We start from the raw sequence: 24,436 nt of genomic DNA on the forward strand, positions 1-24,436 counted from the left end.
CGCCGCACGGCGTCGCTTTGGGAAAGGCCGGCGCCCACAGCGCCGGCCTTTCGCGTTTCAGGCAGCCTTCAGCTTCTTCTCCACATAGCGGCTCTCCTGGGTGCGCCCGCCGTAGCCGTAGGCATCGGCCTTCACTTCGCGCACCAGGATGTAGCTCTCGGGATCGAGGTTCGGTAGCAGGCCGGCCATGGCGGCATAGACCGCATCGAGATAGGCGGCCTTTTCGTCCTTGGTGTTGGTGCCGTCCACCACCAGTATGTCGAGGAAGAAGGACGAGCGCTTCTTGGCCGACAGCGCCGGACCGCCGACGAACCAGTGCTCCGCCGGCACGAAGGAGACCGCCACCGCGGTGAGGGCTGGGTCCTTGCGCAAGATGCGGGCGGTGAGGGCGGACAGGGTGGCGGCGACCTCGGCGGCGAGCGCGTCGTCGGGCGGGCCGGACAATTTCACGTTCAGGATCGGCATGGCGATCTCCTCAAGGAGCGGAATGGGCGCAACCCTACGTGGTCCGATTGCATGAGAAAAATTGAATTCTAAAATTTCTCGGATTTGCTAATCTCATATGATGCTCCGTAATCTCGACCTCGATCTCATCCGCAGTTTCGCCGCCGTGGCCGACCTCGGCTCCATCTCCGCCGCGGCGCGCAAGGTGGGACGCAGCCAGTCGGCGGTCAGCCTGCAGATGGACCGGCTGGCCGAGGCCGTGGGCTTCGCCCTGCTGGAGCGGCGCGGCCGCAGCGTGTCGCCGACGCCGCGTGGCAGCACGTTCCTGGAGGATGCGCGCCGGCTCCTCGATCTCAACGACCGCATCCTCACCCAGCACGTCCACGGCGCCTTCGCCCAGCCGCTGCGGCTCGGCTTCCTGCAGGACGTGGGCGAGCAGGTGATGCAGCGCATCCTCTTCCGCCTGTCGGCGAGCTTTCCACAGGCCCCCATCACGGTGCGGGTCTGCGGCACCGTCACCATGCTGGACATGCTGCGGGCCGAGGAATTGGACCTCGCCGTGGGCTTTCGCAACGAATGCGATCTGCCGGCCACCTTGCTGCTGCGCGAGCCCATGGTGTGGATCGCCGCCCGCCATCTGCGGCTCGATCGGGAAGCCCCCGTGCCGCTGGTGATGTTCGAGCATCCGTGCGTGTGCCGCAGCGCCGCCATCGCCGCCTTGAATGCCGCCGGCCGGCCCTTCCGCATCGCCTTCACCAGCCCCAGCCTGCCCGGGCTCATGGCGGCGGTGGGCGCCGGCATCGGCGTCACGGTGCGCTCGCCGCGGGCGCTTCGGCCCGACCTCGCGGTGGTGGCCGACCTCGACCGGGCGGCGCTGCCCGACGTGGAATTCATGGTCTACGGCCGCCCCGGCGCCCGTCCGCCGGCCCTCCAGAAGGTGGAGGAGATCCTCCAGGAGGAATTGCGCCGGGAGCATCCGCTCTACGCCGTGGCCTAGTCCCCGGCGCGCCAAGCGCAGCTGCGCTTTACGGCTTCTGCGATTGCGCGGCTGATGGCGCCGCCGGTCACGCCGCCCCGCACGCTGGGTGGCAGCGACGGCATGGGGATCTTCTCTCGCATCGACGACATCGACTGGCGCCGGCCCCTCGGCGTTCGGTCGCGCCCGCCTGCCGCCGGCCCATGCCGCGCCGCACACTGACCAATCAGTTTAGTCTTGTCGCAAATTGGGAAAACGATGGTAAAGCCGCGCCTAGCTCAAGCGCTCAGCACTGTTGCGACTGGACTGTACAGCACTTCAGATTGCAGGACGGGGTGATGCTATGCTCCGGAACGTGATATTACATGTGTGTCGGAGCAATAAGCACAGGGAGGCAAGGTAAAATGACACAGTGCCCGCCCCTTCCCTTGACCACGATCCGCACGGTAGCCGAATGCAACTCGGCGCCCACCGCCTGCAGTTTCCGATTCCCGGACGTCGCGCCGGTCGGCGCGGTTCTGGCAGCCCGCGCGGTCTTGTCCGCCGATGTACGGTTCCACAGGCCCACGGGGCTCCCAGAATTTCTGCAGATGGCCAACGCGTAAAGTGCAGCAGAGGCGCGGCAAGAGGCGCCTCGCCGCTTCAGATCAGCCGGGGGAAACGCCATGCGGAAGGGATCTTTGCAGAAGGCCGCCGTCTTCGGGCTTGCCGCGCTCGGCGGGTTTTGCGGTGCCGCGCAGGGCGCGGAGAATGGTGTGGGCTTCTACATGCTCGGCGGCCGCGGCCCCATGGCCGGCTATGTGCCGCCGCCCGGCTTCTATTTGCAGAGCGACACCTTCTATTACAACGGCAGCCTTGGAGCGAGCAAAGAGCTGCCCTCGGGCGGGAATATCCTCGGCCAGGTGAGCGCCGACATCGTCGCGGAGCTTGTCACTGCCACCTGGGTCCTGCCCGAGCAGGTGCTCGGCGGAAGCCTCGCCGTCGGCCTGATCCTGCCCGTCGGCCAGCCGCAGGTGACCGCGGGCGTCCTCCTCAATCCCGCGGGCGTCGACCCCGTGGGCCGCCGGGTCAGCGACAGCGCCTTCATTATGGGCGATCCGGTGGCCTCCATGGCGCTCGGCTGGCACTCCGGCAACTGGCACTGGAACGTTGCGGCGCTGCTCAACATCCCCGTCGGCGATTATCGGGAGGGGGAGATCGCCAACCTCGCCTTCCACCGCCTGGCGACCGATCTTTCCACCGCCGTCACCTGGCTCGACCCGACCAGCGGCTGGGAGATTTCCGCCGCCGCGGGCATCACCTTCAACGGCACCAACGACGTCACCGAATACACGACGGGCACCGAATTCCATCTGGAGTGGGCGGTGACGAAATCCCTCACCAAGCAGTTCACGGTGGGGCTCGTCGGCTATTTCTACGACCAGATCACGGGCGACAGCGGCCCGGGGGCGCGGCTCGGCGCCTTCGAGGGGCGCGTGACCGCGCTCGGCGGCATGGTCGCGTACAATTTCGAGCTCGCGGGCACACCCATCTCCACCCGCGTGCGCGTCTATCGCGAGTTCGACGTGGTCAATCGCCTGGAGGGCGTGGCGGGCTTCGGCACGGTCGCCTTCCCCATCGCGCTGACCAAGTAAGCCACCGGCGGGGTGCCGGCCGGCGGCATGCCGGGCAAATCGGGAGCGATGCCATGGGGGCCCTCGACATCTTCGCCGTCATCGTCTTCGTCGTGGCCATCGCCTCGGTGGTGGCCGTCTTCGTCATCGCCGGCATGGCGCCGGGATATGTCGCGCGCCGGCGGGGCCATCCCTGGGCGCAGGCGGTCTCGGTGGCGGGATGGGTGACGCTCATCTTCGGCTTCGTCCTGTGGCCGGTCGCCTTCATCTGGGCCTATGTGGACGTGCCGGCGCGGCCGGCGAACAAGCAGGAGATCGCGAAATGATCGTCCTTCTGCTCAATGCCTATATCGCCGTCCTGGTGGCGCTGATCTGGCTGAAGATCATTCCGGGCAACCTGTTCTGGAAGCTCTCGCCGATTCTCTTCCTCATCCTTCTGCTGGTCGCCTTCTTCATCCCCATGGGCTGGGGCGCGCCGTCCGGCACCGTCGTCGCCGGCCGGCAGTCGGTGGCGATCGTGCCGAGCGTATCCGGCGAGGTGATCGACGTTCCGGCCGTGCCCAACACGCCGCTGAAGGCCGGCGACGTGCTCTTCCGCATCGACCCGGCCCCCTTTCAGGCCCAGCTGGACGCCCTCAACGCCCAGCTGAAGCTCGCCGAGCTGCGGCTCGGCCAGATGCAGGAGCTGGCGAGCAAGCAAGCCGCGCCCGAGTTCAACGTGGAGCAGCGCCAGAGCGAGGTGGACGCCCTGCGGGCGCAGGTGGACGGCGCGACGTGGAACCTGGACAAGACCACGGTCCGCGCGCCGGCCGACGGCTATGTCACCAACGTCGCCCTGCGCAAGGGCGCGCGCGTGTCGAACCTTGCGGTTGCGCCGGTGATGGCCTTCATCGACACGTCGGCCACCATCCTGCTGCTGGAGGTGCCGCAGATCTCCGCGCGCTACATCGCGCCCGGGCAGACGTGCGAGGTGACGTTCAAGTTCCTGCCGGGCGAGGTGTTCGACTGCAAGGTCGAGACCGTGCTGCAGGCGGTCGCCACCGGCCAGAACGCCCCGTCCGGCAGCGCCATCGGCCCCCTCGACACCACGACGCTGCCTTTCGTCGTGCGGGTCGCGCTGGCCGACCCCGCGCTGGCCGCGCGGCTGCCGGCGGGCAGCACCGGCGAGGCCGCCATCTACACCGAGCATGTGAAGGTCACCCACGTGATCCGCAAGGTGATGCTGCGCCAGAAGGCGCTGCTGAACTACGTGGTGCCGTTCTAGACGCCGCCGCCGCTCACGGGAGTTCGGGGACGATGACGCCGCCCTTGAAGCCCTGGAGCGTCCAGTCGTAGACCGCGCTCCCCGTGCGGATGGAGCCGAGGCGTGCCGACGCGAGATCGAGGATCTCGACGATCACCCATGTCCACATGAGGGTGAGGATGAGGACCAGCACGGGAAACGAGCGGTGCTTGAGGCCGAACTGGTAGCCGAGGCACCCCATGCTCAGCAGCGTCAGGCCCATGAGGAGCCAGAACAGCTGGGGCGGCAGGGTGATGTGATAGGCGAAGCGCTCCTTGGTGCCGGCGTCGAACGTGTCGTTCAGCGCCGTCATCAGCGCGCTGGTCACCGGATTGGGCTGCTCGCGCACGATGGCGGTGACATGCCCCCACATCTGCCCTTGCAGGACGCCCGAGCGCTGGTTGAGGGCGTCGATCAGCGTCTGGTCGCGGTCCGCCTTGACGAAATCGGCGCGCAGCTGGCCGTACTCGCCCAGCAGCTGCGCGATCGCCTCCCCGCGCGGCCCGCCCACGGCCTTGGCCCGCAGCCAGGCGGTGCCGATGGCGTTGGCCTCCTCCAGGCCGCCCTGCCGGTGCTCGGTGAAGCGGCTGTTGGCGAAGGACAGGGTCAGCGCCAGCACGAAGGCGAGCAGGCCGAGCATGCCGCCGACCACCACGCCGACCGCTTCCGGATTGGGCTGGCACGCCGCGTGGCGCGCGCCGATCCACAGGCCGATGCGGTGCGCCGCGAGCTGGGCAATGAACAGAAGAAAGCCGAATGCGGCCATGCTGAATTCGGCAATCGTCAGCGCCACGCCCATGGCCGTCCCCTCGAGCCGGATATCCGTGCGGCTTTGCAGGTAGCCCGCTTTCTGCCGTGGCGCCAGTCCTTCGCCGGCGCAGCTCACGTCGACCGGCGGACGCCGGCGCGATCCAGGGTTTTTACTGTATCACGGTAGGTTATTTTGCAGTGCCGCACGATCTTCTGCGTTGACGTGAAGTCGAGTCCGGTCGAACGTCTGCGGCAGGATCACAGGAGACGAGTGAGCCATGACGCTTCTCGCGCGCGCCGCCCTCTGCGCGGCACTGCTCATGTCCTGGAGCGGGGCAGCCTTGGCGCAGGCGCTGCCGTCGTGGAACGACGGCCCCGCCAAGACCGCCATCGAGACCTTCGTGAAGAAGGTGAGCGATCCCGCAAGCCCGGATTTCGTCCGCCCGGAAGAGCGCATCGCCGTCTTCGACAATGACGGCACCCTCTGGGTCGAGCAGCCCATGTACACCCAGCTCGCCTTCGCCTTGGAGCGGGTGAAGGCGCTGGCGCCGCAGCACCCGGAATGGCGGCAGAATCCGGTGCTGAAGGCGGCCATCGACGGCGACATGAAGACCCTCGCCGCCGCCGGGGAAAAGGGCATCATCGAGCTGGTGATGGTCACCCACGCGGGCTCGACGCCGGCGGACTTCCACAAGATCGTCGCCAGCTGGCTCGACGAGGCCCGGCACCCGCGCTTCAAGCGGAAATACACCGAGCTCGTCTACCAGCCCATGCTGGAGCTGCTCGCCTATCTGCGCGACAACGGCTTTACGACCTACATCGTCTCCGGCGGCGGCATCGAGTTCATGCGCCCCTGGGCGGACAAGGTCTACGGCGTGCCGCCGGCCCAGGTGGTGGGCTCGAGCATCAAGACCAGGTTCGACATGGTCGACGGCAAGCCCACGCTTGTGCGCGAGCCCTCGATGAACTTCATCGACGACGGCCCGGGCAAGCCCGTGGGCATCAACCAGCACATCGGCCAGCGCCCCATCGCCGCCTTCGGCAATTCGGACGGCGACCTGCAGATGCTGCAATGGACCACCGCCGGCGAGGGACCGCGCTTCGGCCTGATCGTTCACCACACCGATGCGGAGCGCGAATACGCCTACGACCGCCAGTCCTCCGTCGGCCGCCTCGACAAGGCGCTCGATCTGGCGGCCGGCCAAGGATGGACGGTGGTCGACATGAAGAAGGACTGGAAGACCATCTTCGCGCCGGCAAAGTAGGCCGCAGGGCGCCGCACCCTGCCGCCTCCGCTTCCAGCGCGCGGGAGCGTGGGGCTCGCGACGAACCCCACGTAGCATTTCAAAGGTAGGCCGCATGTCGTTCCGCGGGGTGTTTGGGGCCTGCTCGTCAGCGCTCGCGGCCGGCATCCTTGCCGCCGCGGTCATCGCCCTGGCGAGCGGCCTCTCCGCCCAGCGCATGCCCACCGCGCTCGGTCCCGGCGGCATCGGTGCGCTGACCGAGGTGGCGCCCCAAGGCTTCGTCGGCTCCGCCGCCTGCGCCGACTGCCACGCGCAGGAGACGCGCGCCTGGCTGTCCTCCCAGCACGCCCACGCCATGGCCCGCGCCGAGCCGCAGACGGTGCTCGGCAATTTCGATGACGCGCGCGTCACCCACCAGGGCAGCGCGGCGCGCTTCTTCCGCGACGGTGCGCGATACATGGTGGAGATCGAGGGCGCGGACGGGAAAACGGCGGCGTTCGAGATCACCGACACCTTCGGCGTCCATCCGCTGCAGCAATATCTCGTGACCTTCCCGGACGGGCGCCGCCAGGCCCTGCCCTTCGCCTACGACACGCGACCGGCGGCGGAGGGCGGCCAGCGCTGGTTCCATCTCTATCCGGACCAGGCGATCGCGCCCTCGGACGTCCTGCATTGGACCGGGATGCAGCAGAACTGGAACTTCATGTGCGCGGAATGCCACTCGACGGCGCTGCGCAAGAATTACGATGCCGCCGCGAACCGCTTCGACACGCAGTTTTCCGAGATCAGCATCGGCTGCGAGGCCTGCCATGGCCCGGCCCGCGGCCATGTGGACTGGGCCGCCGGCAAGCGCGACGGGCAGACGCCGCACAAGGGCTTCGCCTCGGTCGCTGCCGTTCGCCCGGCGGCGGACTGGGCCATCGACCCGGCCACCGGCAGCCCGGCCCACGGCGTGGCGCGCCCGGCCGGGGACATGGTGGAGACCTGCGCCCGCTGCCATGCCCGCCGTGGCATCTTCTCCGAAGACTGGCGGCCCGGCGCGCCGCTGACGCAGACCCACCTGCCCACCTTCCTCTCCGCCGGCCTGTTCGAGGCCGACGGCACCATGCAGGACGAGGTCTTCAACGACCACTCCTTCAAGCAGAGCCTGATGTATGCCCGCGGCGTCACCTGCGGCGACTGCCACGAGCCCCATTCCGCCACGCTGCGCGCGCCCGGCAGCACGGTGTGCGCCCAATGCCATCTGCCGGAAAAATTCGCATCCGAGGCCCACACCGGCCATGCGCCGGGGCCGAAGGCGCCGGACTGCATCTCCTGCCATATGCCGGCGCGCACCTACATGGTGGTGGACAAGCGGCACGACCATTCCTTCCGCATCCCGCGGCCCGACCTCTCCGCCCGCCTCGGCACGCCGAATGCGTGCACAGACTGCCACGCCGACAAATCGGCGGGCTGGGCGGCGGAGGCCATTGCCCGCTGGCACGGCCCCGAGCGCAAGGGCTTCCAGACCTGGGCGCAGGCGTTCCACGAGGCGCGCCGGGGCGACCCCGCCGCCCGCGAGGGGCTGATCCGCCTCGCCACGACGGTGGAAACCCCGGCCATCGTCCGCGCCACGGCGGTGAACGAGCTGCGCGCCCTTCCCGCCATGGCGACGGAGGAGGCGGTGCAGAAGGCGCTGGCCGATCCCGATCCGCTGGTGCGCATCGCGGCGGTGCAGGCCATGGCCGGCCAGCCCCCCGACATGCGCTGGCGCCGCCTTTCGCCGCTCCTCGCCGATCCGGTGGCCGGGGTGCGCATCGAAGTGGCGAACCAGCTCGCCGACCAGGCCCTGGCCGGCCTCTCCGCCGCCGACCGCGACCTGCTCGCCGCCGGGTTCCGCGCCTATGAGGCGGCGCAGCGCCTCAATGCCGACCGGCCGGAGGGGCGCTCCAACCTGGGCGGCTTCCTGCTGCGGCGTGGGGATGTGGCGGGCGCCGAGGCCGAGTTCCGCGCCGGCTTGAAGCTCCAGCCGGACCTGCCGGCGCTGGCCGTCAACCTCGCCGATCTCTACCGCGTCACGGGGCGCGAACGCGAGGCGCAGGACGTTCTGGAACGCTCCATCAAGGCCAATCCCGGCGCGGCTGCCCCAAGGCACGCTCTCGCCCTCGGGCTCATCCGCCAGAAGCGCTATGCCGAGGCGCTGGACCAGCTGCGGCGGGCCTATGAGCTGGAGCCGCAAACGCCGCGTTATGCCTATGTCTACGCAGTGGCGCTCCAGTCCCTCGGTCGACCGAAGGAGGCCGCGACCGTGACCAGCGCGGCGCTGCGCCGCTCGCCCTACGATGCCGATCTCCTCATGCTCGCGCTCAACAGCGCGCTCGGCGCCGGCGACGTGGCCCGCGCCCGCGATGCCGCCGCCAAGCTCGCGCTGCTGCGGCCGGACGATGCCGAGATCGCGCGCCTCGCCGCGCGCCTGCGCTGAGCGGAAGGCCGGCGGGCGCCGTCAGGCCGAAGCGCGGCGGCGCACGATGACCGCTGCCGGGCCGCCACCGTCGGGGCCCTGATGCTCGGCCCCGCCGGACACGTAGATGTCCGTGCATCCCACCAGCCCCGCCAGCGCCCCGGCGACGAAGGCGCGGGCGTGGCGGGTGGAGGAGATGTCGCTGTCGTCCAGCATGGTGTGGCGGCGGCCGCGGATAAGGCCGCTGCGGCTCGCCTCGGCCTTGGCGAGCAGGGCCACGAGCCCCTCGCCTTGCCCGTCTGCGGGCCCCTCGCCGTCGCCCGCGGCAAGGGCGTCGGCGTCGAGCCCGGCGCGCAGGAGCGCGGCCCGCACCGGCGCCACGTCGATGGCGTCCCGCATGACGGCGTGTTCAATGGCGAGCGGGCCGGACCAGGCCTCGGCCATGCCCAGCACCACCACCTCGTGGCCCATCAGTTCGATGCCGCTGGAGCAGCTCGCCCGGCCGGACCACAAGGAGAGGTCGGCGCAGACGGCGGCGTCCGAGAGCTGCGCGCTGTCGATCTCGCCCAGCGCCACGGCGATGCCGAGCGCGCTCGCGCCGCGCGACAGGCCCATGGATTTCAGCGTGTCGGCGGTGGCGGTGTCGGCGCCCCGCGCCTTGGCCTCGGCGATGCGCGCGAGGGTCAGGAGCGGGCATTTCACCTGGACGAAATGCACGTCCTGCGGCCGCGTGATGGACGCCTGCGCCATGGCCGCGCGCACCGCCTGCGCCACCTGCTCTACCTGCCCGAGGCGGCCCAGCTGCTCGGCCGGCAGATCGGCCGTGTGGACGCGGCCGATGGCGAGCGCGGGGCCTGCGCCCTCCCCGGCCTCCATGCGCTCCAGCACCAGAAAGTGCGGGGACATGCCGCCCTCCGTGCCCCCCGACATGACGAGGCAGACCTCGGACGCCGCCGCTCCGATGTGCCGGCGCAGCATCAGCTCCAGCGACTTCGCCGCGAAGCCGCGGGAGAAGTCGTTGACGCAGCCGTTGCCCTCGGTCTTGCCGAACACGGCGAGGATGCCGCCCGGGTCGATGTGTCCGGCGGCGATGGCGGCCTCGATGCCGGACGTGTCATCCGGCGCGGCCGCGGCGATGCGGTGGACCCTGGCCACGGGCATGGAACGATCCTGAAACACGAGGGGGAAAGAGGCTCAGCCGAGGGCGATGTCGTCCTTGCGCTTCGCCCAGCCGATGGCGCGGCTCTCGATGAGCGAGAACATGGCGTAGAGCGACACGCCCATCACCGCGAGGATGAGCAGGCCGGCGAACACCAGCGGCACGTCGAAGGACGAGGAGGCGATCATCATCAGATTGCCGATGCCCCGGTTGGACGCCACCGTCTCGGCGATCACCACGCCGACGAAGGCGAGGGTGACGGACACTTTCAGCGAGGCGAAGAAGTAGGGCATGGTGCGCGGCAGGCCCACGTTCATCAGGATGTCGAGCTTGCTGGCGCGCCAGGCGCGCATCACGTCCTCCAGCTCCGGCTCGGTGGTGGCAAGGCCCGCCGCCACGTTCACCACGATGGGGAACATGCTCATGATCATGGCGGTGAGGATGGCCGGCACCGTGCCGGCGCCGAACCACAGCACGAAGATGGGCACCAGCGCCACCTTGGGGATGGACGAGAAGCCGATGAGCAGCGGATAGCCGGCGTCATAGGCCAGCCGCGAGGAGCCGATCAGCGCGCCGAGGAACGTCCCCGCCAGGATGCCGAGGCCGAAGCCCGCCAGCGTGGTGGAAAGGGTCTGCACCGCATGGGGCCAGATGGCGGGCGCATAGGTGATGAGGGCCGCGATGATCTGGGTCGGCCGCGGCAGCACGATCTCCTTCACGTGAAAGGCAAGGCACACCACCTCCCACACCACGAAGAAACCCACGATCACCGCCGTCGAAGCGAGGCGGCGGCGCGTCGCGAGGCTGAAGCGGGGGGCGCTCTCGATGTTGGCGTTCACGATGCCGCCTCCGCTGGTGCCAGCCGGACCGGCGTGGCGGTGCCCCGGTTCGAGACGATGAGCTCGCGCAGCCGCTGGGAGAGCGAGACGAAGGCCGGGGCATAGGTCATCTCGATGGTGCGCGGGCGGGGGAAGTCCACCGTGCAGTCCTCGATGATCTCACCGGGGCGCGCGCGCATGACGCAGACCCGGTTGGCGAGGTAGCCCGCCTCCTTGAGGTCGTGGGTGACGAGCAGCACGGTGGGCCGGCGCGTCAGCCACAGGTCCTGGAGGATCGCCCACAATTCCTCGCGGGTGAACTGGTCGAGCGCGCCGAAGGGCTCGTCGAGCATGAGCAGCTGGGGATCATGCACCAGCGCCCGGCACAGGGAGGCACGCTGGAGCATGCCGCCGGAGAGCTGCCAGGGAAAGCGCTCGGCGAAGCCCTTGAGCCCCACCTGCTCCAGCAGCGCATCGGCGCGGTCGCGGAACTCGGTCTTGCGCTTGGCCCGGTACTCGGCCCGGAAGGGCGGCACGATCTTCAGCGGCAGCATGACGTTGTCGCGGATGGTGAGCCAGGGCAGAAGGGTCGGGTTCTGGAACGCCATGCCCACCCGCACCGCCTCCGCGCCCACCTCACGGCCCGCCACGTAGACATAGCCGGTGGAGGCGCGGATCAGGCCGGTCACCAGCTTGAGGATGGTGGACTTGCCGCAGCCCGAGGGCCCGACCAGGGCGACGAAGTCGCCGGGCCCGACGCGCAGGGAGGTTTCCCCGAGCGCGTCGATCCGCGCTTCGCCGCGCCCGTAGCTCAGGGTGACGTTCTGGAGCTCGATGAAGCTCTCCGCGCGCGCGATCATGCCGCCGCCCCCGGGGCGACGACGGCGGTCGCGGCGGCGATGGTCTGGTCGGCGTGGCGCGGCGCCGCGGCGGGCATCTGCTGGAAGGTGTGCACCGGGCGCCCGTGGCCCTTGGTGTCGGCCTGCAGAGCCCTGTCCTTCACCACAAAGCGGCCGCGCACCATGGTGTGCACCGGCATCCCGGTCACGTCGCGCCCGTCCCAGGGGGAGACCTTGGAGCGCGACTTCAGGTCGGCGTCGCGGATCGTCCAGGTCCGGCCCATGTCCACGAAGGCGAGGTCGGCGTCGGCGCCGGGCTGGATGACGCCCTTGCGCGGGTAGAGGCCCCAGATCCTGGCCGGGTTCACCGCGCTCCAGCGCACGTAGTCGCTGAGGCTGTAGCGCCCCTTCGCCACCTCGGTGAGCATCAGCGGCATCTGGGTCTCGACGCCGGGGAAGCCGCAATCCACGCTCCAGATCTCGGCGCGGGTCTTCTCCTCCGGCGTGTGGGGGGCGTGGTCGGTGGCGATCATGTCGATGGTGCCGTCCGCCAGCGCGTCCCACAGGGGCTGCTGGTTCGCCGCCTCGCGCACCGGCGGGTTGACGCGGATGATGCCGCCCCAGCGGGCGTAGTCCTCGGCGCCCAGCATCAGATAGTGCGGGCAGGTCTCGCCGGTGATGTCCACGCCCCGCGCCTTGGCGTCGCGCAGCGGGCCGAGCTCGGCGGCGGAGGAGATGTGCAGCACGTGGATCCGCGCTCCGGTCCATTCCGCGAGGATGGCGGCGCGGGCCACCGCCTCCACGGCCACAACGGCGGGGCGGGAGGCGAGGTGGGCGAGGGCATCGGTGCGCCCCGCCTCCACCAGCTGCCGCTGCCGGCGCTCCATCACGGAATTGGTCTCGGCGTGGAGCGACACCCGCTTGCCGGTGGGCGCCACCACCTCGAAGGCCTCCAGCATGGCGCCGGTGGAGGGCGTCGGGATGCGGCCGAAGGTGTTGCCCATGTAGAGCTTGAAGCCGATGATTCCGGCCTCCACCAGCTCCGGCACCTTGTCGATGGTGTCCTCGCCGAGCACCGCATAGAGGCCGTAGTCCACATGCGCCTTGGACGCCGCGATGGCGTGCTTGGCGGTGAGGGCAGCGGCATCGGCCACGGTGGGGATGGTGTTGGGCATGTCGAACACGGTGGTCACCCCGCCGAAGGCCGCGGCGGCGGTGCCGCTCTCGAAATCCTCCTTGTGGGTGTAGCCGGGATCGCGGAAATGCACGTGCACGTCGATGGCGCCGGGCAGGATATGGAGGCCCGCGGCGTCGAAGGTCTCGCGCGCCGCCGGCATGGCCGCGGCGTCGCCCACCGCGAAGATCCGCCCGTCGCGGATGGCGATGGAGGCGGCAAACTGGGTCTCGCCGGTGACGATGATGCCGCCGTGGATGACGAGATCGGCAGGCAGGGTGTCGGGCGCGCGCTCGGTCATGGCATCACCTCACAGCATCGCCCAGCCGCCGTCCACCGGCAGGTCCACGCCGGTGAGCTGGCGCGAGACGTCGCTGGCAAGGAAGAGGCAGGCGTTGGCGACGTCCTCGTCGGTGGTCACGCGCCTCAGGGCATAGTCCGCGGCGTGGCGCTCCATGGCTTCCTCCAGCGTGATGTTGAGCTTCTTCGCCATGTCGGCGCAGACCTTGTCGCGGAAGCGCGGCCCGTCGACCATGCCGGGGGCGACGCAGTTCACGTTGATATTGTGCTGGCCCACCTCCAGCGCGAAGCTCTTGGTGATGCCGCGAAGGCCCCATTTGGAGGCCGAATAGGCCATGCGCCCGGCGCGCCCGCGCATGCCGAAGGTGCCGCCCACGTTCACGACCTTGCCGTAGCGCTGCGCCATCATCACCGGCAGGCACGCCTTCATGGTGTGGAAGCAGCCGTTCATGTTCAAGGTGACGATGTCGTCGAATTCCGCCGCCGTCGTCTCCACCCCGGTCTTGCCGATGGGGCCGGAGCCGCCGGCGATATTGACGAGGATGTCGATGGTGCCGAGCGCCGCCACCGCGCTGTCCGCCGCCTTCTGGCAGGCGTCCGCGTCGGTGAGGTCGCAGCCGATGACGATGAGATCCACCCCGCTCGCGCGCAGCTCGTCGGCCAGCGGCGCGATGGCGGCGGTGTCGCGGCCCACGAGGGCAAGACGGCAGCCCTCGGCGGCGAAGGCCCGCGTGACGGCGGCGCCCATGCCCTTGGCGGGGCCGGTGATGAAGGCGACCCGGTTCTTCAGGTTGAGGTCCATGGCGGATCCCGGTCCTTGTGTCTTGTTGGTGCTGTCTTGTTGGTGCTGTCGGGTCGGCCGGGGTCGCGCCCCGACCGCCCTCGCGGCATGCGACGCGATCAGAACAGCTTGGTGACGCGCTCTTCCAGCGGCGGCAGGAAGGCGGGCGTGAAGATCTGCTCCACCTTCGGCGTGGTGGGCAGCTTGTTGGCGTCCACCAGGATGTCGATGGCCTGCTTCATGCGCTCGGGGTCGATGGCACCGAGGCCGATCTTGGCGATCTCGGGATGGTTCATCTCGGCCCGCAGGGTCGCCTCCAGGCGCTCCAGCTCCACCTGCGGCTTGATGAGCAGTTCGCGCTTCTGCACCGCCGCGACGCCGGCCTTCGGGTCCTTCAGCATGTCCTTCAGGCCCTTGTTGATGGCCCGCACCAGCCCCGCCACCGCCTTGGGATTGTCCTTGGCGAGCTTGGCCGAGACGATGATGGCGTTGGAGTAGAGGTCCATGCCGTAGTCGCCGTAGTTGATGTAGCGGATCTTGTTGTCCTCCACACCAATGAGCCGCGCCGAGAAGCGGATGGTGTTGACGTAGCCGAACACGCCGTCCACCTGGCCCTGCATCAGCATCTGCTCGCGCAGGTTGGGCTGCATGTTGGTGATCTTGATGCCGGTGCAGTCGATCTTGGCGAGCTTGCAGAAGGCGGGAAACAGCTTCAGCGCGCCGTCGTTGGCGGCGCCACCCAGCGTCTTGCCCACCAGGTCCTGCGGGGTCTTGAGCGGGCTGTCGGCCTTGACCGCGACGGTGAAGGGCGGCTGGTTGAACATCACATAGACGCCGATGGGGGCGTCCTCCGGCTTCTTGGCCACCAGCTCGATGAGGGCGTTGATGTCGCCGAAGCCCGCGTCATAGGTGCCGTTGGCCACCAGCGGCACGGCGGCGCCGGAGCCGTTGCCCTGGTCGAGGGTCACGTCGAGGCCCTCGGCCTTGAAGTACCCGTTGTCCTCGGCAAGGAAGAACATGGCCTGGGGGCCCTGGTACTTCCAGTTGAGCACCATCTTGATCTTGGTCTGGGCCAGCGCCGGGGCGGTGGCGAGCGCGCCGAAGGCGAGGCCGGCGGCAAGGCCGGCCGCGGCGCGGCGGAGGCGAAGGGTCCAGCGGGTCATCTGAAAGGTTCCTTCTCTGTCAGGCCGGTTTCCGGTCTTTGAGTGCGGCGGCGAGGTCGGCGGTGGAGCAGGTGGCGCCATAAAGCAGGCGCACGAGATAGAGCACGCTTTCGCGCACATAGTCCGGCGAGGGAGTCGCGCAGGCGTCCTGCGCCAGCACCACGCCATAGCCGTGGAAGGTGGCGTCGCACAGGGTCGCGAAGACGCAGCGGTCGATGTTGATGCCGGCGAACAGCAGGGTGTCGATGCCCCGCCCGCGCAGGACGCTGTCCAGCTCATTGTCGAAGAAGCCGGAGAGCCGGTGCTTGTAGACGAGGAGGTCGCGGGGCTGGGCCGCAAGCTCGTCGACCACCTGCGAGCCCCATTCGCCTTCCACCACGATGCCGCCCCGCCCGGTGACGGAAGGATCGGCATAGACCGGGCGCGTGCCGCCGCAGGCCGCCTTCAGCAGAATGGGCTCCGGCAGCTCCGCCCGGTCGGCGCGCACGCCCCAGTTCACCCACACCACCGGAACGCCCGAGGCGCGCGCCGCCTCCGTCAGGGTGCGCACGGCGGGAATCACCGCCCGCAGGGGCCACGCGTCGACCCCCGCCTGAGGAAACCAGCCGTCGGGATGCAGGAAGTCGTTCTGCATGTCCACGACCACCAGGGCGGTCGCGGCGAGGTCGATCTCCACCGGCTGGGGCTCGGCCGCAACCTGCACAGGCCGGGGCGCCGGCCTTGCGCGGGCAAGGCGCAGCACGGCGCCTTCGGCGGCGAACGGCTTGGGAGAAGCATCGGGCATGAAGGCGCTCTCGGCGGGGCGGGGCATGGACGCATCGCGACCCGTTCGAGAGAGGAGGCTATGTCGGGCGAGTGAGAAGTTCTATTGCTGATTTTTGCGCAGATTGTAGCCGAAACGGCACCAAGAGGATCGCAGCCCATGCGCCATCTCCGCTTCCTTCGCTATCTCGACGAGGTGGCGCGCTGCCGATCCATCCGCGGCGCGGCGCAGCGGCTCAACGTGACGCCCTCCGCGCTGAACCGGCGCATCATGGACATCGAGGCGGAACTGGACGCCAAGCTGCTGGAGCGCCGGGCGCGCGGCGTGCAGCTCACGGCGGCGGGCGAGGTGTTCGTGCGCTACATCCGCGAGCAATTGTCCGATGCCGAGCGCATGCGCGAGCAGCTGGAGGACCTGAGGGGCCTCAAGCGCGGCACGGTGAAGATCGCCTGCAGCCAGGCGGTGGCGCACGATTTCCTGCCGCGCCAGATCGGCCTCTTCCGCGCCCGCTATCCGCTGGTGGGCTTCGAGGTGGCGGTGGCGGACCACGAGCGCGCGATCGCGCTCCTGGCGAGCTATGAGGTGGATCTGGTGCTGGTGTTCCGCGCGCCCTTCATCGGCCGGCTGCGCCCGCTGATGACCGTGCCGCAGCGCCTCGTCGCTCTGCTGCCGGCCGGCCATCCGCTGCTGGAGCGGCCCAAGCTGCGGCTGGCCGACTGCACCGGCTTCCCCCTCGCCCTGCCCGAGCGCACCACCGGCGGGCGCCAGATGATCGAGGAATTCATCGCCCGCTCGGGCCTGCGCCTGTCGGTGGCGGCGGAGAGCAATTCCTTCGAGCTGCTGCGCGGGCTGGTCGCCCAGTGCGGCATGATCTCCTTCCAGATCCAGATCGGCGCGCTGCCCCCGGCCATGCCCGCCGGCATCGTGGTGCGGGCCCTGGACGAGCGCGATCTCAATGCCGCCGACCTGGTGCTCGGCCAGCTGCGGGACCGCAACCTGCCGCTGGCCGGTGCGCAGTTCGCCGAGCATCTCGCCACCGGGCTGAAGACGCTCGGCGGCTGACCGGGCCGGACGAACCGGCCGGGCGGAGCGCTGCGCTCAGGCCTGCGTCAGATCGAGCGCGGCGAGATCCACCAGCAGCCCCGGCCCCGTGGGCTGCCATCCGAGCGCCTTTCGCGTCTCGTCGCTCGATGCCGGCGCGTCCGCCTTCATGAAGGACGCGAGCCAGCCGAACTGCGCGTCGGCCTCCGCCGGGGCGATGGAGGCGACCGGCAGCGCGAGGCGGCGGCCGACGGTCCCGACGATGTCGCGCAGGCTGACCCCCTCCTCGCCCACGGCGTGATAGATCGCGCCCGGCTTGGCCTTCTCGATGGCGAGGCGATAGAGCCGCGCCACGTCGCTCACGTGCCCCGCGGACCACACATTGGCACCCTCGCCCACGTAGGAGCAGACGCCCTTCTGGCGAAACAGCCCGATGGCGTAGCTCACGAGCCCTTGCCTCGCCGTGTCGTGGACCTGGGGCAGGCGCACCACCGAGACGTTGCCGCCGCGCGCGACGAGCGCTGCGGCCGCCTCGTCCGTCGCCGCGCGGGGATGGACGGCGGAGGGGAGCGGCGGGTCGCTCTCGCGGGCCGGCACGCCGGGCGCCGCGTGGGCGATCATGGCGCCCGTCGTCACGATCAGCGGTCGCCCCGTATCCGCGAGCGCTGCGCCGAGGGTGGCGATGATGCGCCGGTCGTCCTCGCAATTGGCGACGTAGCGCGAGAAGTCGTGGTTGAAGGCGAGGTGGATGACGCCGTCGCAGCGCGCCGCGCCATTGGCAAGACTCTCGGGCTCCTCCAGCGACCCGTGATGGACCTCGGCCCCCGCCGCCGCGATGGCCGCCGCCTTATCCGGCGACCGCGCCAGGCCGAGCACCTCATGGCCGGCCGCGACGAGTTCGCCCACCACGGCCGAGCCGATGAAACCGGTCGCGCCGGTTACAAACACACGCATGAGCACGTCTCCGCATTTCTCGCAGACAAGTCTCGGCGTCCGATCTATTCTGGTAAAGTAGTGATCTTATAGGGGTATAATAACAACCAGCATGAGCGACCACCCCCCCGACCCCCGCCCGCTCGGCGGCTTCCTCAAGGACCGGCGCGGAAGGCTCGACCCCGCCGCCTTCGGCTTTCCGCCAGGGCGCCGGCGCACGCCGGGCCTGCGCCGCGAGGAGGTGGCGCAGCGCGCCAACATCAGCGCCACCTGGTACACGTGGCTGGAGCAGGGTCGCGGCGGCGCGCCCTCCGCCGACGTGCTGGAGCGCATCGCCCGCGCCCTGATGCTGACGGAGGTGGAGCGGGAGCATCTGTTCCTGCTCGGCCTCGGCCGCGCTCCCGAGGCGCGCTACCGCAGGAGCGATGCGGTCACGCCCCGCCTCCAGCGGGTGCTAGACGCCCTCGACCCGAGCCCCGCCCTCATCCGCACCGCCACATGGGACGTCGTGGCCTGGAACCGGGCGGCGGCGGCGATGCTGACCGACTACGGCAAGCTTCCCCCCGACCGGCGCAACGTCCTGCGCTTCATCTTCCTCGACCCCCGCGTGCGCGCCGCCCAATCGGACTGGGAAGGCGTGGCGCGCTTCGTGGTCGGCGCGTTCCGCATCGACGCCGCGCGGGCCGGCGCGGCGGCGGAGGTCCAGCCCCTGGTGGAGGAGCTCTGCCGCCTCAGTCCCGAGTTCGCCGCCATGTGGCGCGACAACGAGGTCTACGGTCAGGGCGAGGTGGTGAAGCAGATCCGCCATCCCATCCTTGGGCCGGTGACGCTCGAGTATTCCGCCTTCGCCGTGGACGGTCGCCCCGACCTCAGCATGGTGGTCTACACGCCTCCCTTGCCGGAAGACGCCGAACGTATCCGGAAGCTGATCGAAAACCCAGGGTGAACCGGCGCGTATGAAGGTGTTCGTGCCGGGTGCCGGTGCCTCAGCTGCCGCCCCACACCTGGCGCATGTAGTCGGTGAAGATCGCCACCGCCGGCGCCCGCACCGGCGTCGCCCAGGCGGCACAGGTGACGAGCTTGTCGGCCACGTCATCAAGGTCGCGGATCACAATCCCGCGCCGCTGCACGTTTCTCACGCAGCTGGCATAGACTGAAACACCCGCACCCGCCGCCACCAGCCCGAAGATTCCCTCCGACGACGAGGCCTCCTGCACGATGCGCGGCGTGAACCCGGCCCGGTGGCACACGGCAAAAAACGCCGTGCGGAACGCCCCCCAATTGGTCCCCGAACCCAGCACAAACGGTTGATCCGCAAGGTCCGCCAGGCGCAGCGTCCGCACGTTGGAGAGCGGGTGGGTGACGGGGAGGAGGGCGACGTAGCGGTTGTCGTCGAACGTGTAGCTCGCCATCCCCTCCTCCTCGAAAGGGCCGATCATGAAGCCGATGTCGATGCGCTCCGCGAGCAGCGCCTCCTGCTGCTGGAGGGTGGGGGTGAACGACAGCTCCAGCCGGATCTCCGGCCGGTAGCGGCTGAAGGCGTTGAGAAATTCCGGGAGCCGGCCGTTGATGGCGAAGTCCATGTAGCCGATGCGCAGCACCCCCACCTCGCCGCCGGCGGTGCGCCGGGCCCTGGTGACGGCCCGCTCCAGCCGCTCCAGCGCGGCGCGGCTCTCGGCGAGGAACACCTTGCCGGCCTCGGTGAGCGCCACCGTGCGGGTGGTGCGCTGGAACAGCGGCACGCCGACATCCGCCTCCAGGTCGCGGATCAGGCGGCTCATGCCCGGCTGGGTCATGTGGGCGCGCTGGGCGGCCCGGCCGAAATGCAGCTCCTCGGCAAGGAGCACAAAGCAGCGGAGGTGGCGAAGGTCGAAGCGCATGGCTCAACTTATACCATAGAGGGCATCAATCAGCGCGAAATTAGAATTTCCCATCGTGCCGGCAATTGCCCAATCTTCTCCCTGCGAGCCCGGTGGCAACGGGCATAAAACCATCAGGGATCAAGGACATGGCGTTCGAGGAAGACCTCGATGCGGCGCTGACGCGCGCTTTCGAGCAGGCCACGCAGCTTTACCAGCGCAACGGCTTCCAGCGGCGGGTCGGCTTCGGCCGGCGGCCGGCGCTCATCAATGTGGACCTCGCCAATGCCTGGACGCGCCCGGGCAATCCCTTCACCTGCGAGAAGATCGACGAGCAGATCATCCCCGGCGTGCAGGCGCTGCTCGCCGCCTGCCGGCGCAACGGCCACCCCGTGGTCCATGTCACCACCTGCTACCAGGTGACGGACGAGACCAAGGCGGCCACCGACATGGGCCTGTGGCACCACAAGATTCCCATCGAGGTGGTGGACCAGTCAAAGCCCGAGCTGTGGGCCATCGACAGCCGCATCGAGCCGGTGGCGGGCGAGCAGGTGCTCATCAAGAAGCGGGCGTCGGCCTTCCACGGCACCTATCTCGCAGGCTTCCTGCGCGCCAACAACGTGGACACCATCCTCGTCACCGGCGTCACCGCCTCCGCCTGCGTGCGCACCACTTTGTGCGACGGCCTCGCCGAGGGCTTCCGCACCATCGCGGTGAAGGAGTGCATCGGCGACCGGGTGCCCGGCGCGGTGGCGTGGAACCTGTTCGACATCGACGCCAAGTTCGCCGACGTGGAGCCGCTGGAGCGCTGCATTGCCTATCTCGACGAGGTGGGCGGCAAGTCCAAGGCGGCGGCGTGAGGCCGGTACACTTCTGAAGACACCTGCCGGTGGCGCCTCCCGCGCCGCCGGTTTTACGCGTTCGACTTCAAATCATAATCCAGAGGCGGACATGACCAAGCTCATCGACCAGCTCACCGGCGCCCCCTCGCGCCGCGCCGTCCTCGCCGGCCTCGGCGCCGGCGCCGCGGTCCTCTCGCTGCCGGGTCTTGCCCGCGCGCAGGAAAAGACCCTCGTGGTCTCCAACTGGGGCGGCGACTGGAACGAGCGGACCATCAAGTTCGTGGAAGCCCCGCTCGTCGAGAGCAAGGGAATCAAGATCGTGCGCGACCTCGGCATGGAGCCGGAGCGCAAGGCCAAGCTCATCGCCGAGAAGCGGCTGCGGCGCGGCACCATCGACGTCATCCACATCAACGAAGGCGACAGCGTCGAGCTGAACGGCCAGGAGGTGATCGAGGACATCGACTTCTCCAAGGTGCCGAACTATGCGGACGTGGTGCCCGCGCTGAAGTCGAAGCCCTTCTTCGTGCCGTGGCTCTACAGCGGCGTGACAATCATCTACAACAAGGACAAGGTGCCGAACCCGCCCAAGTCCTACGCCGAGCTGTGGGACAAGAAGTGGGCCGGCAAGATCGGCCTTACCAACCAGCTCTATTTCAACTACATCATGATGGCCGGCCTGATTAAGGGCGGAAACGTCACCAATACCGAGGAGGGCAAGGCGCGCCTTATCGAGCTGAAGGAACTGACCCAGCCGCGCATCTATGCCGCCCACCAGCAGCTCGGCGCCGGCCTCGTCAATGGCGAGGTGGACATCGCGGTGAACTACAAGGCGCGCGGCCTGCAATGGGCCAATGACGGCGCCCCCCTCGCCATCGGCTACCCCTCCGAAGGCGCCATCGCGGTGATGTTTGGCGCGGCGTTGCCGAAGAAGGCGCCGAGCCCGGACCTCTCATACATCTATTTCAACGCCATGCTGGACCCCAAGGCCATGGCGGGCCTCGCCGGCGCCAGCTTCTATGCCCCGGCCAACGGCAAGGCGGAGCTTTCGCCCGAGCTCAAGGCCAAGGTAGACTTCACCGCCGCGGAGGCCGCCGCGCTGAAATTCCCCGATTACGCCCACGTGGCCAAGAACACGGCGGAATGGCTCGACTGGTGGAACAAGAACATCGCGCGCTGAGCGAGGATCCCGTGTCGAGCCCCGCCGGGTCGTCCACCGGCGCCGCTGCCCTTCCCCTTCCCGCGCCGGCCGCGCGGGAAGGCCGGCGCCTTTCCCCCACCTTCGGCCTTGCGGTGCCGGCGACGCTGTTCGTCGTCGTGGCGCTGATGGCGCCGCTTGCGCTGATGTTCCGCTATTCGCTGAACCGGTTCGTGCCGGGGCAGATGATGGTGGACGCGCTGACGCTGGAGAATTACGCCCGCTTCTTCGCCGACAGCTTCTACCAGGAGGTGCTGGGCACCACCTTGTGGATCTCGGCCCTCTCAACCGCCCTCTGCCTCCTCGCCGGCTTCCCCGTCGCCTATTTCCTCGCGCGGCAGGCGAGCGAGAAATGGAAGGGGCGGCTGCTGCTCCTCGTGGTGCTGCCGCTGCTCATGGGCAATGCAGTGCGCACCGCGGCCTGGATGGTCATCCTCGGTGACAAGGGCCTGTTCAATGCGGTGGTCGAGACCGTCGGCCTCTCTCCGGTGAAGCTCATGTACACCCCCACCGCCGTGGTCATCGGCCTCGTCTCGGTGCTGCTGCCCTTCATGATCGTGACGCTGCAGAGCGTCATCGAGGGCATCGACGCCAATCTTGAGGCCGCCGCCCAGTCGCTCGGCGCCTCCCATCTCACCGTGCTGTGGCGCGTGGTGCTGCCGCTGGCCCTGCCCGGCATCCTCGCCGGGACGATGCTGTGCTTCATCCTCTCCATGAACGCCTATGCGACGCCCGTGCTCATCGGCGGACCGACCTTCCACATGATGGCGCCCACCGTCTACCAGCAGGTGGCCAAGGCCATGAACTGGCCGTTCGGTGCGGCGCTCGCCTTCGTCCTCATGGCGGTGACGCTGGTGCTCACCACCACCGCCAACATCCTGGTGCAGCGCCGCTACCGGCGCTGGAGCGAGTGAGGCAGCCATGGAACCTCTCGCCATCAACCGCGTCTATGCCGCCATCAGCGCCATCGTGCTCGCCTTCGTGGTGCTGCCGCTGGGCGCGGTGGTCTGGGTGAGCTTCTTCGCCAACCGCATCCTGTCCTTCCCCGCCACCGGCTACACCTTCGACTGGTATGTCCGGGCCTGGCAGATGGACTCCTTCCGCAACGGCTTCGTCACCAGCGTCGAGACGGCGCTGATCGCGGTGGCCATCTCGCTGGCGCTGGGCGTGCCGGCGAGCCTCGCCCTGGTGCGCGGGCGCTTCCCCGGCCGCGACGCCATCCAGACCCTGCTGCTCTCGCCCATGGTAGTGCCGGGGATCGTCGGCGGCGCCGCGCTGTTCATGGCCTTCATCGAGCTGGAGGTGCTGCTGGACGTGGACATCTCCGGCACCCTGCCTGGCCTCCTCGTCGCCCACGGCCTCATCGCCCTGCCGTGGACGGTGCGCCTCGTCACCGCCTCGCTGGTGGGCATGAGCCCCGCCTATGAGGAGGCGGCGCAGTCGCTCGGGGCGGGACGGCTCACCACCTTCTTCCGGGTGACGCTGCCCATCATCAAGCCGGGCATCGTGGCGGCGGCGCTGTTCTCCTTCGTCATCTCCTTCATCGACCTGGAGAAGTCGATCTTCCTCGTGGGGCCGGGGCGGACCACGCTGCAGATCGCCCTCGTCTCCTATCTCGAATGGAACCTGGATTCGACGGTGGCGGCGGTGGCCACCGTGCAGATCCTCATCATCGGCGTGCTGCTGCTGGTCTCCGACCGCTACGCTCGCCTTTCGCGCGCTTTCTGAGGAGGGAGCCCATGTCGGATGTCGTCCTCCAGTCCATCGTCAAGCGCTACGACGGCGCGCTCGCCGTGGACCATGTGTCCCTCGCCATCAAGGAGGGAGAATTGGTGGCGCTGCTCGGCCCCTCCGGCTGCGGCAAGACCACGACGCTGCGCATGATCGGCGGGTTCATTCCGGTCACCGAGGGGCGCATCCTGGTGGGCGGGCGCGATCTCACCGGCCTGCCGCCCAACAAGCGCAACATGGGCTTCGGCTTCCAGAACTACGCGCTCTTCCCCCACATGAGCGTCGGCGAGAACGTCGCCTTCGGGCTCCAGATGCGCAAGCTGCCGAAGGCGGAGATCGCGCGGAAGGTGCAGATCGCCCTCGACCGGGTGAAGCTTGCCCACCTCGCCGACCGCCTGCCCAAGCAGCTCTCCGGCGGCCAGCAGCAGCGCGTCGCCCTGGCCCGCGCCCTGGTCATCGAGCCGGACGTGCTGCTGCTCGACGAGCCTTTGTCCAACCTGGACGCCCAGCTGCGCAACGAGATGAAGCTTGAGATCCGCGCCATCCAGCAGCAGCTGGGCATCACCACCGTCTTCGTCACCCACGACCAGGACGAGGCCCTCTCGGTGGCCGATCGCGTGGTGCTGATGCGCGCAGGGCGCATCGAGCAGCAGGGCGCGCCCGACGACCTCTTCGGCCGGCCGGCCTCGCGCTTCGCCGCGGAATTCATGGGCGTCACCAACCTGCTGCCCGGCGAGGTGTGCGGCGCCGGTCGCTTCCGCCTCGACGGCGGCGAGGAGGTGGCGGTGCCCATGGGCGCGGCCGGCAGCGACCTCTCGCTCGCCCTGCGGCCGGAGCGCGTGGCCCTCGGCGAGCCTGGCGAAGCCGGAGCCAACAGCCTGCCGGCCGTGGTGGAGTTCGTGACCTACCGCGGCCTCGTCATCGACTACCGGGTCCGGACCACGTCCGGCCTCACCCTCATCGCCCGGCGCCCCTCCCCTGCGTTGGGCGGACCTGCGCCGCTCGCCGCCGGCCAGCCGGTGCGTGCCTCCTGGCTGCCGGAGGCCGGCGTGCTGGTGCCGGCCTGATCCATCGCAAGAACACCTGATC

The 24,436-nt window shown here is 69.3% G+C and carries 24 protein-coding genes; 13 read left to right on the forward strand and 11 right to left on the reverse strand.

Annotation, left to right across the window (positions count from 1 at the left end; translation table 11 throughout):
• Positions 1–57: 57 nt before the first annotated feature.
• Positions 58–465, reverse strand: coding sequence for a tautomerase family protein (locus tag ABLE93_RS04250; protein ID WP_348838120.1), 408 nt, complete (start codon positions 463–465; stop codon positions 58–60).
• Between the two features lie 97 nt (positions 466–562).
• Between ABLE93_RS04250 and ABLE93_RS04255 the strand changes: the two genes are divergently transcribed.
• The 4 genes from ABLE93_RS04255 (at position 563) to ABLE93_RS04270 (ending at position 4,297) form a co-directional block, all read left to right on the forward strand.
• Positions 563–1,441, forward strand: coding sequence for a LysR substrate-binding domain-containing protein (locus tag ABLE93_RS04255; RefSeq protein ID WP_348838121.1), 879 nt, complete (start codon positions 563–565; stop codon positions 1,439–1,441).
• A gap of 644 nt (positions 1,442–2,085) precedes the next feature.
• Positions 2,086–3,054, forward strand: coding sequence for a SphA family protein (locus tag ABLE93_RS04260; protein ID WP_348838122.1), 969 nt, complete (start codon positions 2,086–2,088; stop codon positions 3,052–3,054).
• 53 nt (positions 3,055–3,107) lie between these two features.
• Positions 3,108–3,359, forward strand: coding sequence for a DUF3302 domain-containing protein (locus ABLE93_RS04265; RefSeq protein ID WP_348838124.1), 252 nt, complete (start codon positions 3,108–3,110; stop codon positions 3,357–3,359).
• Positions 3,356–4,297 carry an HlyD family secretion protein gene (locus ABLE93_RS04270; protein ID WP_348838125.1) on the forward strand — a complete coding sequence of 314 codons (942 nt, stop codon included), beginning with the start codon at positions 3,356–3,358 and terminating at the stop codon, positions 4,295–4,297. Before ABLE93_RS04265 ends, ABLE93_RS04270 begins: the two co-directional genes overlap by 4 nt.
• A gap of 13 nt (positions 4,298–4,310) precedes the next feature.
• On the opposite strand, the gene ABLE93_RS04275 is transcribed toward ABLE93_RS04270, so the two are convergent.
• The gene (locus ABLE93_RS04275; RefSeq protein WP_348838127.1) at positions 4,311–5,114 is read right to left on the reverse strand and encodes a hypothetical protein; all 804 of its coding nucleotides are present in this window, start codon (positions 5,112–5,114) and stop codon (positions 4,311–4,313) included.
• 229 nt (positions 5,115–5,343) lie between these two features.
• Between ABLE93_RS04275 and ABLE93_RS04280 the strand changes: the two genes are divergently transcribed.
• Together ABLE93_RS04280 and ABLE93_RS04285 are read left to right on the forward strand one after the other, a co-directional pair.
• Entirely contained in the window at positions 5,344–6,330 is a 987-nt protein-coding gene (locus ABLE93_RS04280; RefSeq protein WP_348838128.1) for an HAD family hydrolase, read from the forward strand.
• Between the two features lie 94 nt (positions 6,331–6,424).
• Positions 6,425–8,770 carry a CDC27 family protein gene (locus tag ABLE93_RS04285; RefSeq protein ID WP_348838129.1) on the forward strand — a complete coding sequence of 782 codons (2,346 nt, stop codon included), beginning with the start codon at positions 6,425–6,427 and terminating at the stop codon, positions 8,768–8,770.
• A 21-nt stretch (positions 8,771–8,791) separates the two neighbouring features.
• On the opposite strand, the gene atzD is transcribed toward ABLE93_RS04285, so the two are convergent.
• From atzD to ABLE93_RS04320, 7 genes are all read right to left on the reverse strand, one after another.
• On the reverse strand, positions 8,792–9,910 hold the full coding sequence (atzD, locus tag ABLE93_RS04290) for a cyanuric acid amidohydrolase (protein ID WP_348838130.1): 1,119 nt from the start codon (positions 9,908–9,910) through the stop codon (positions 8,792–8,794).
• A 33-nt stretch (positions 9,911–9,943) separates the two neighbouring features.
• Complete coding sequence (locus ABLE93_RS04295) at positions 9,944–10,747, reverse strand: ABC transporter permease (RefSeq protein WP_348838131.1); 804 nt, start codon at positions 10,745–10,747, stop codon at positions 9,944–9,946.
• On the reverse strand, positions 10,744–11,586 hold the full coding sequence (locus tag ABLE93_RS04300) for an ABC transporter ATP-binding protein (RefSeq protein ID WP_348838132.1): 843 nt from the start codon (positions 11,584–11,586) through the stop codon (positions 10,744–10,746). The genes ABLE93_RS04295 and ABLE93_RS04300 overlap by 4 nt, the downstream gene beginning before the upstream one ends.
• Positions 11,583–13,040, reverse strand: a complete 1,458-nt coding sequence (allB, locus tag ABLE93_RS04305) for an allantoinase AllB (RefSeq protein ID WP_348838133.1) — start codon at positions 13,038–13,040, stop codon at positions 11,583–11,585. Before allB ends, ABLE93_RS04300 begins: the two co-directional genes overlap by 4 nt.
• Before the next feature lie 9 nt (positions 13,041–13,049).
• A complete protein-coding gene (locus tag ABLE93_RS04310; RefSeq protein ID WP_348838135.1) occupies positions 13,050–13,841 on the reverse strand; it encodes an SDR family NAD(P)-dependent oxidoreductase in 792 nt (263 codons plus the stop codon).
• 98 nt (positions 13,842–13,939) lie between these two features.
• Positions 13,940–14,983: an ABC transporter substrate-binding protein gene (locus tag ABLE93_RS04315; protein WP_348838137.1), complete on the reverse strand. Its 1,044-nt coding sequence runs from the start codon at positions 14,981–14,983 to the stop codon at positions 13,940–13,942.
• 19 nt (positions 14,984–15,002) lie between these two features.
• Entirely contained in the window at positions 15,003–15,794 is a 792-nt protein-coding gene (locus tag ABLE93_RS04320) for a cysteine hydrolase family protein (RefSeq protein ID WP_348838139.1), read from the reverse strand.
• A gap of 111 nt (positions 15,795–15,905) precedes the next feature.
• Between ABLE93_RS04320 and ABLE93_RS04325 the strand changes: the two genes are divergently transcribed.
• Positions 15,906–16,808, forward strand: a complete 903-nt coding sequence (locus ABLE93_RS04325; protein WP_348838140.1) for a LysR family transcriptional regulator — start codon at positions 15,906–15,908, stop codon at positions 16,806–16,808.
• Between the two features lie 36 nt (positions 16,809–16,844).
• Here the strand turns inward: ABLE93_RS04325 and ABLE93_RS04330 are convergent, their stop codons facing one another.
• Complete coding sequence (locus ABLE93_RS04330; protein ID WP_348838141.1) at positions 16,845–17,741, reverse strand: SDR family oxidoreductase; 897 nt, start codon at positions 17,739–17,741, stop codon at positions 16,845–16,847.
• Positions 17,742–17,832: 91 nt separating this feature from the next.
• On the opposite strand from ABLE93_RS04330, the gene ABLE93_RS04335 reads away from it, so the two are divergent.
• On the forward strand, positions 17,833–18,666 hold the full coding sequence (locus ABLE93_RS04335; RefSeq protein WP_348838142.1) for a helix-turn-helix transcriptional regulator: 834 nt from the start codon (positions 17,833–17,835) through the stop codon (positions 18,664–18,666).
• Positions 18,667–18,706: 40 nt separating this feature from the next.
• Here ABLE93_RS04335 and ABLE93_RS04340 read toward each other — a convergent pair whose 3' ends face one another.
• Positions 18,707–19,600, reverse strand: a complete 894-nt coding sequence (locus tag ABLE93_RS04340; RefSeq protein WP_348838144.1) for a LysR substrate-binding domain-containing protein — start codon at positions 19,598–19,600, stop codon at positions 18,707–18,709.
• Between the two features lie 128 nt (positions 19,601–19,728).
• Here ABLE93_RS04340 and ABLE93_RS04345 point away from each other — a divergent pair, with 128 nt between their 5' ends.
• The 5 genes from ABLE93_RS04345 to ABLE93_RS04365 all read left to right on the forward strand — a co-directional run bounded on the left by ABLE93_RS04345 (position 19,729) and on the right by ABLE93_RS04365 (position 24,414).
• The gene (locus ABLE93_RS04345; RefSeq protein WP_348838145.1) at positions 19,729–20,439 is read left to right on the forward strand and encodes an isochorismatase family protein; all 711 of its coding nucleotides are present in this window, start codon (positions 19,729–19,731) and stop codon (positions 20,437–20,439) included.
• Positions 20,440–20,530: 91 nt separating this feature from the next.
• The gene (locus ABLE93_RS04350) at positions 20,531–21,598 is read left to right on the forward strand and encodes an ABC transporter substrate-binding protein (protein WP_348838147.1); all 1,068 of its coding nucleotides are present in this window, start codon (positions 20,531–20,533) and stop codon (positions 21,596–21,598) included.
• A gap of 11 nt (positions 21,599–21,609) precedes the next feature.
• Positions 21,610–22,530, forward strand: a complete 921-nt coding sequence (locus ABLE93_RS04355) for an ABC transporter permease (RefSeq protein WP_348838148.1) — start codon at positions 21,610–21,612, stop codon at positions 22,528–22,530.
• Between the two features lie 7 nt (positions 22,531–22,537).
• Entirely contained in the window at positions 22,538–23,344 is an 807-nt protein-coding gene (locus ABLE93_RS04360) for an ABC transporter permease (RefSeq protein ID WP_348838149.1), read from the forward strand.
• 11 nt (positions 23,345–23,355) lie between these two features.
• Positions 23,356–24,414: an ABC transporter ATP-binding protein gene (locus tag ABLE93_RS04365; RefSeq protein ID WP_348838150.1), complete on the forward strand. Its 1,059-nt coding sequence runs from the start codon at positions 23,356–23,358 to the stop codon at positions 24,412–24,414.
• The last annotated feature ends 22 nt before the right edge of the window (positions 24,415–24,436 follow it).

It is taken from the genome of Xanthobacter pollutisoli (genome assembly GCF_040044995.1).
Taxonomy (GTDB): domain Bacteria; phylum Pseudomonadota; class Alphaproteobacteria; order Rhizobiales; family Xanthobacteraceae; genus Xanthobacter.

Excerpts from the sequence above, each read along its gene's own strand:
- ABLE93_RS04250 (WP_348838120.1), bottom strand. The coding sequence starts at position 465 with ATGCCGATCCTGAACGTGAAATTGTCCGGCCCGCCCGACGACGCGCTC.
- ABLE93_RS04255 (WP_348838121.1), top strand. The coding sequence starts at position 563 with ATGATGCTCCGTAATCTCGACCTCGATCTCATCCGCAGTTTCGCCGCC.
- ABLE93_RS04260 (WP_348838122.1), top strand. The coding sequence starts at position 2,086 with ATGCGGAAGGGATCTTTGCAGAAGGCCGCCGTCTTCGGGCTTGCCGCG.
- ABLE93_RS04265 (WP_348838124.1), top strand. The coding sequence starts at position 3,108 with ATGGGGGCCCTCGACATCTTCGCCGTCATCGTCTTCGTCGTGGCCATC.
- ABLE93_RS04270 (WP_348838125.1), top strand. The coding sequence starts at position 3,356 with ATGATCGTCCTTCTGCTCAATGCCTATATCGCCGTCCTGGTGGCGCTG.
- ABLE93_RS04275 (WP_348838127.1), bottom strand. The coding sequence starts at position 5,114 with ATGGGCGTGGCGCTGACGATTGCCGAATTCAGCATGGCCGCATTCGGC.
- ABLE93_RS04280 (WP_348838128.1), top strand. The coding sequence starts at position 5,344 with ATGACGCTTCTCGCGCGCGCCGCCCTCTGCGCGGCACTGCTCATGTCC.
- ABLE93_RS04285 (WP_348838129.1), top strand. The coding sequence starts at position 6,425 with ATGTCGTTCCGCGGGGTGTTTGGGGCCTGCTCGTCAGCGCTCGCGGCC.
- atzD (WP_348838130.1), bottom strand. The coding sequence starts at position 9,910 with ATGCCCGTGGCCAGGGTCCACCGCATCGCCGCGGCCGCGCCGGATGAC.
- ABLE93_RS04300 (WP_348838132.1), bottom strand. The coding sequence starts at position 11,586 with ATGATCGCGCGCGCGGAGAGCTTCATCGAGCTCCAGAACGTCACCCTG.
- allB (WP_348838133.1), bottom strand. The coding sequence starts at position 13,040 with ATGACCGAGCGCGCGCCCGACACCCTGCCTGCCGATCTCGTCATCCAC.
- ABLE93_RS04310 (WP_348838135.1), bottom strand. The coding sequence starts at position 13,841 with ATGGACCTCAACCTGAAGAACCGGGTCGCCTTCATCACCGGCCCCGCC.
- ABLE93_RS04315 (WP_348838137.1), bottom strand. The coding sequence starts at position 14,983 with ATGACCCGCTGGACCCTTCGCCTCCGCCGCGCCGCGGCCGGCCTTGCC.
- ABLE93_RS04320 (WP_348838139.1), bottom strand. The coding sequence starts at position 15,794 with ATGCCCCGCCCCGCCGAGAGCGCCTTCATGCCCGATGCTTCTCCCAAG.
- ABLE93_RS04325 (WP_348838140.1), top strand. The coding sequence starts at position 15,906 with ATGCGCCATCTCCGCTTCCTTCGCTATCTCGACGAGGTGGCGCGCTGC.
- ABLE93_RS04330 (WP_348838141.1), bottom strand. The coding sequence starts at position 17,741 with ATGCGTGTGTTTGTAACCGGCGCGACCGGTTTCATCGGCTCGGCCGTG.
- ABLE93_RS04335 (WP_348838142.1), top strand. The coding sequence starts at position 17,833 with ATGAGCGACCACCCCCCCGACCCCCGCCCGCTCGGCGGCTTCCTCAAG.
- ABLE93_RS04340 (WP_348838144.1), bottom strand. The coding sequence starts at position 19,600 with ATGCGCTTCGACCTTCGCCACCTCCGCTGCTTTGTGCTCCTTGCCGAG.
- ABLE93_RS04345 (WP_348838145.1), top strand. The coding sequence starts at position 19,729 with ATGGCGTTCGAGGAAGACCTCGATGCGGCGCTGACGCGCGCTTTCGAG.
- ABLE93_RS04350 (WP_348838147.1), top strand. The coding sequence starts at position 20,531 with ATGACCAAGCTCATCGACCAGCTCACCGGCGCCCCCTCGCGCCGCGCC.
- ABLE93_RS04360 (WP_348838149.1), top strand. The coding sequence starts at position 22,538 with ATGGAACCTCTCGCCATCAACCGCGTCTATGCCGCCATCAGCGCCATC.
- ABLE93_RS04365 (WP_348838150.1), top strand. The coding sequence starts at position 23,356 with ATGTCGGATGTCGTCCTCCAGTCCATCGTCAAGCGCTACGACGGCGCG.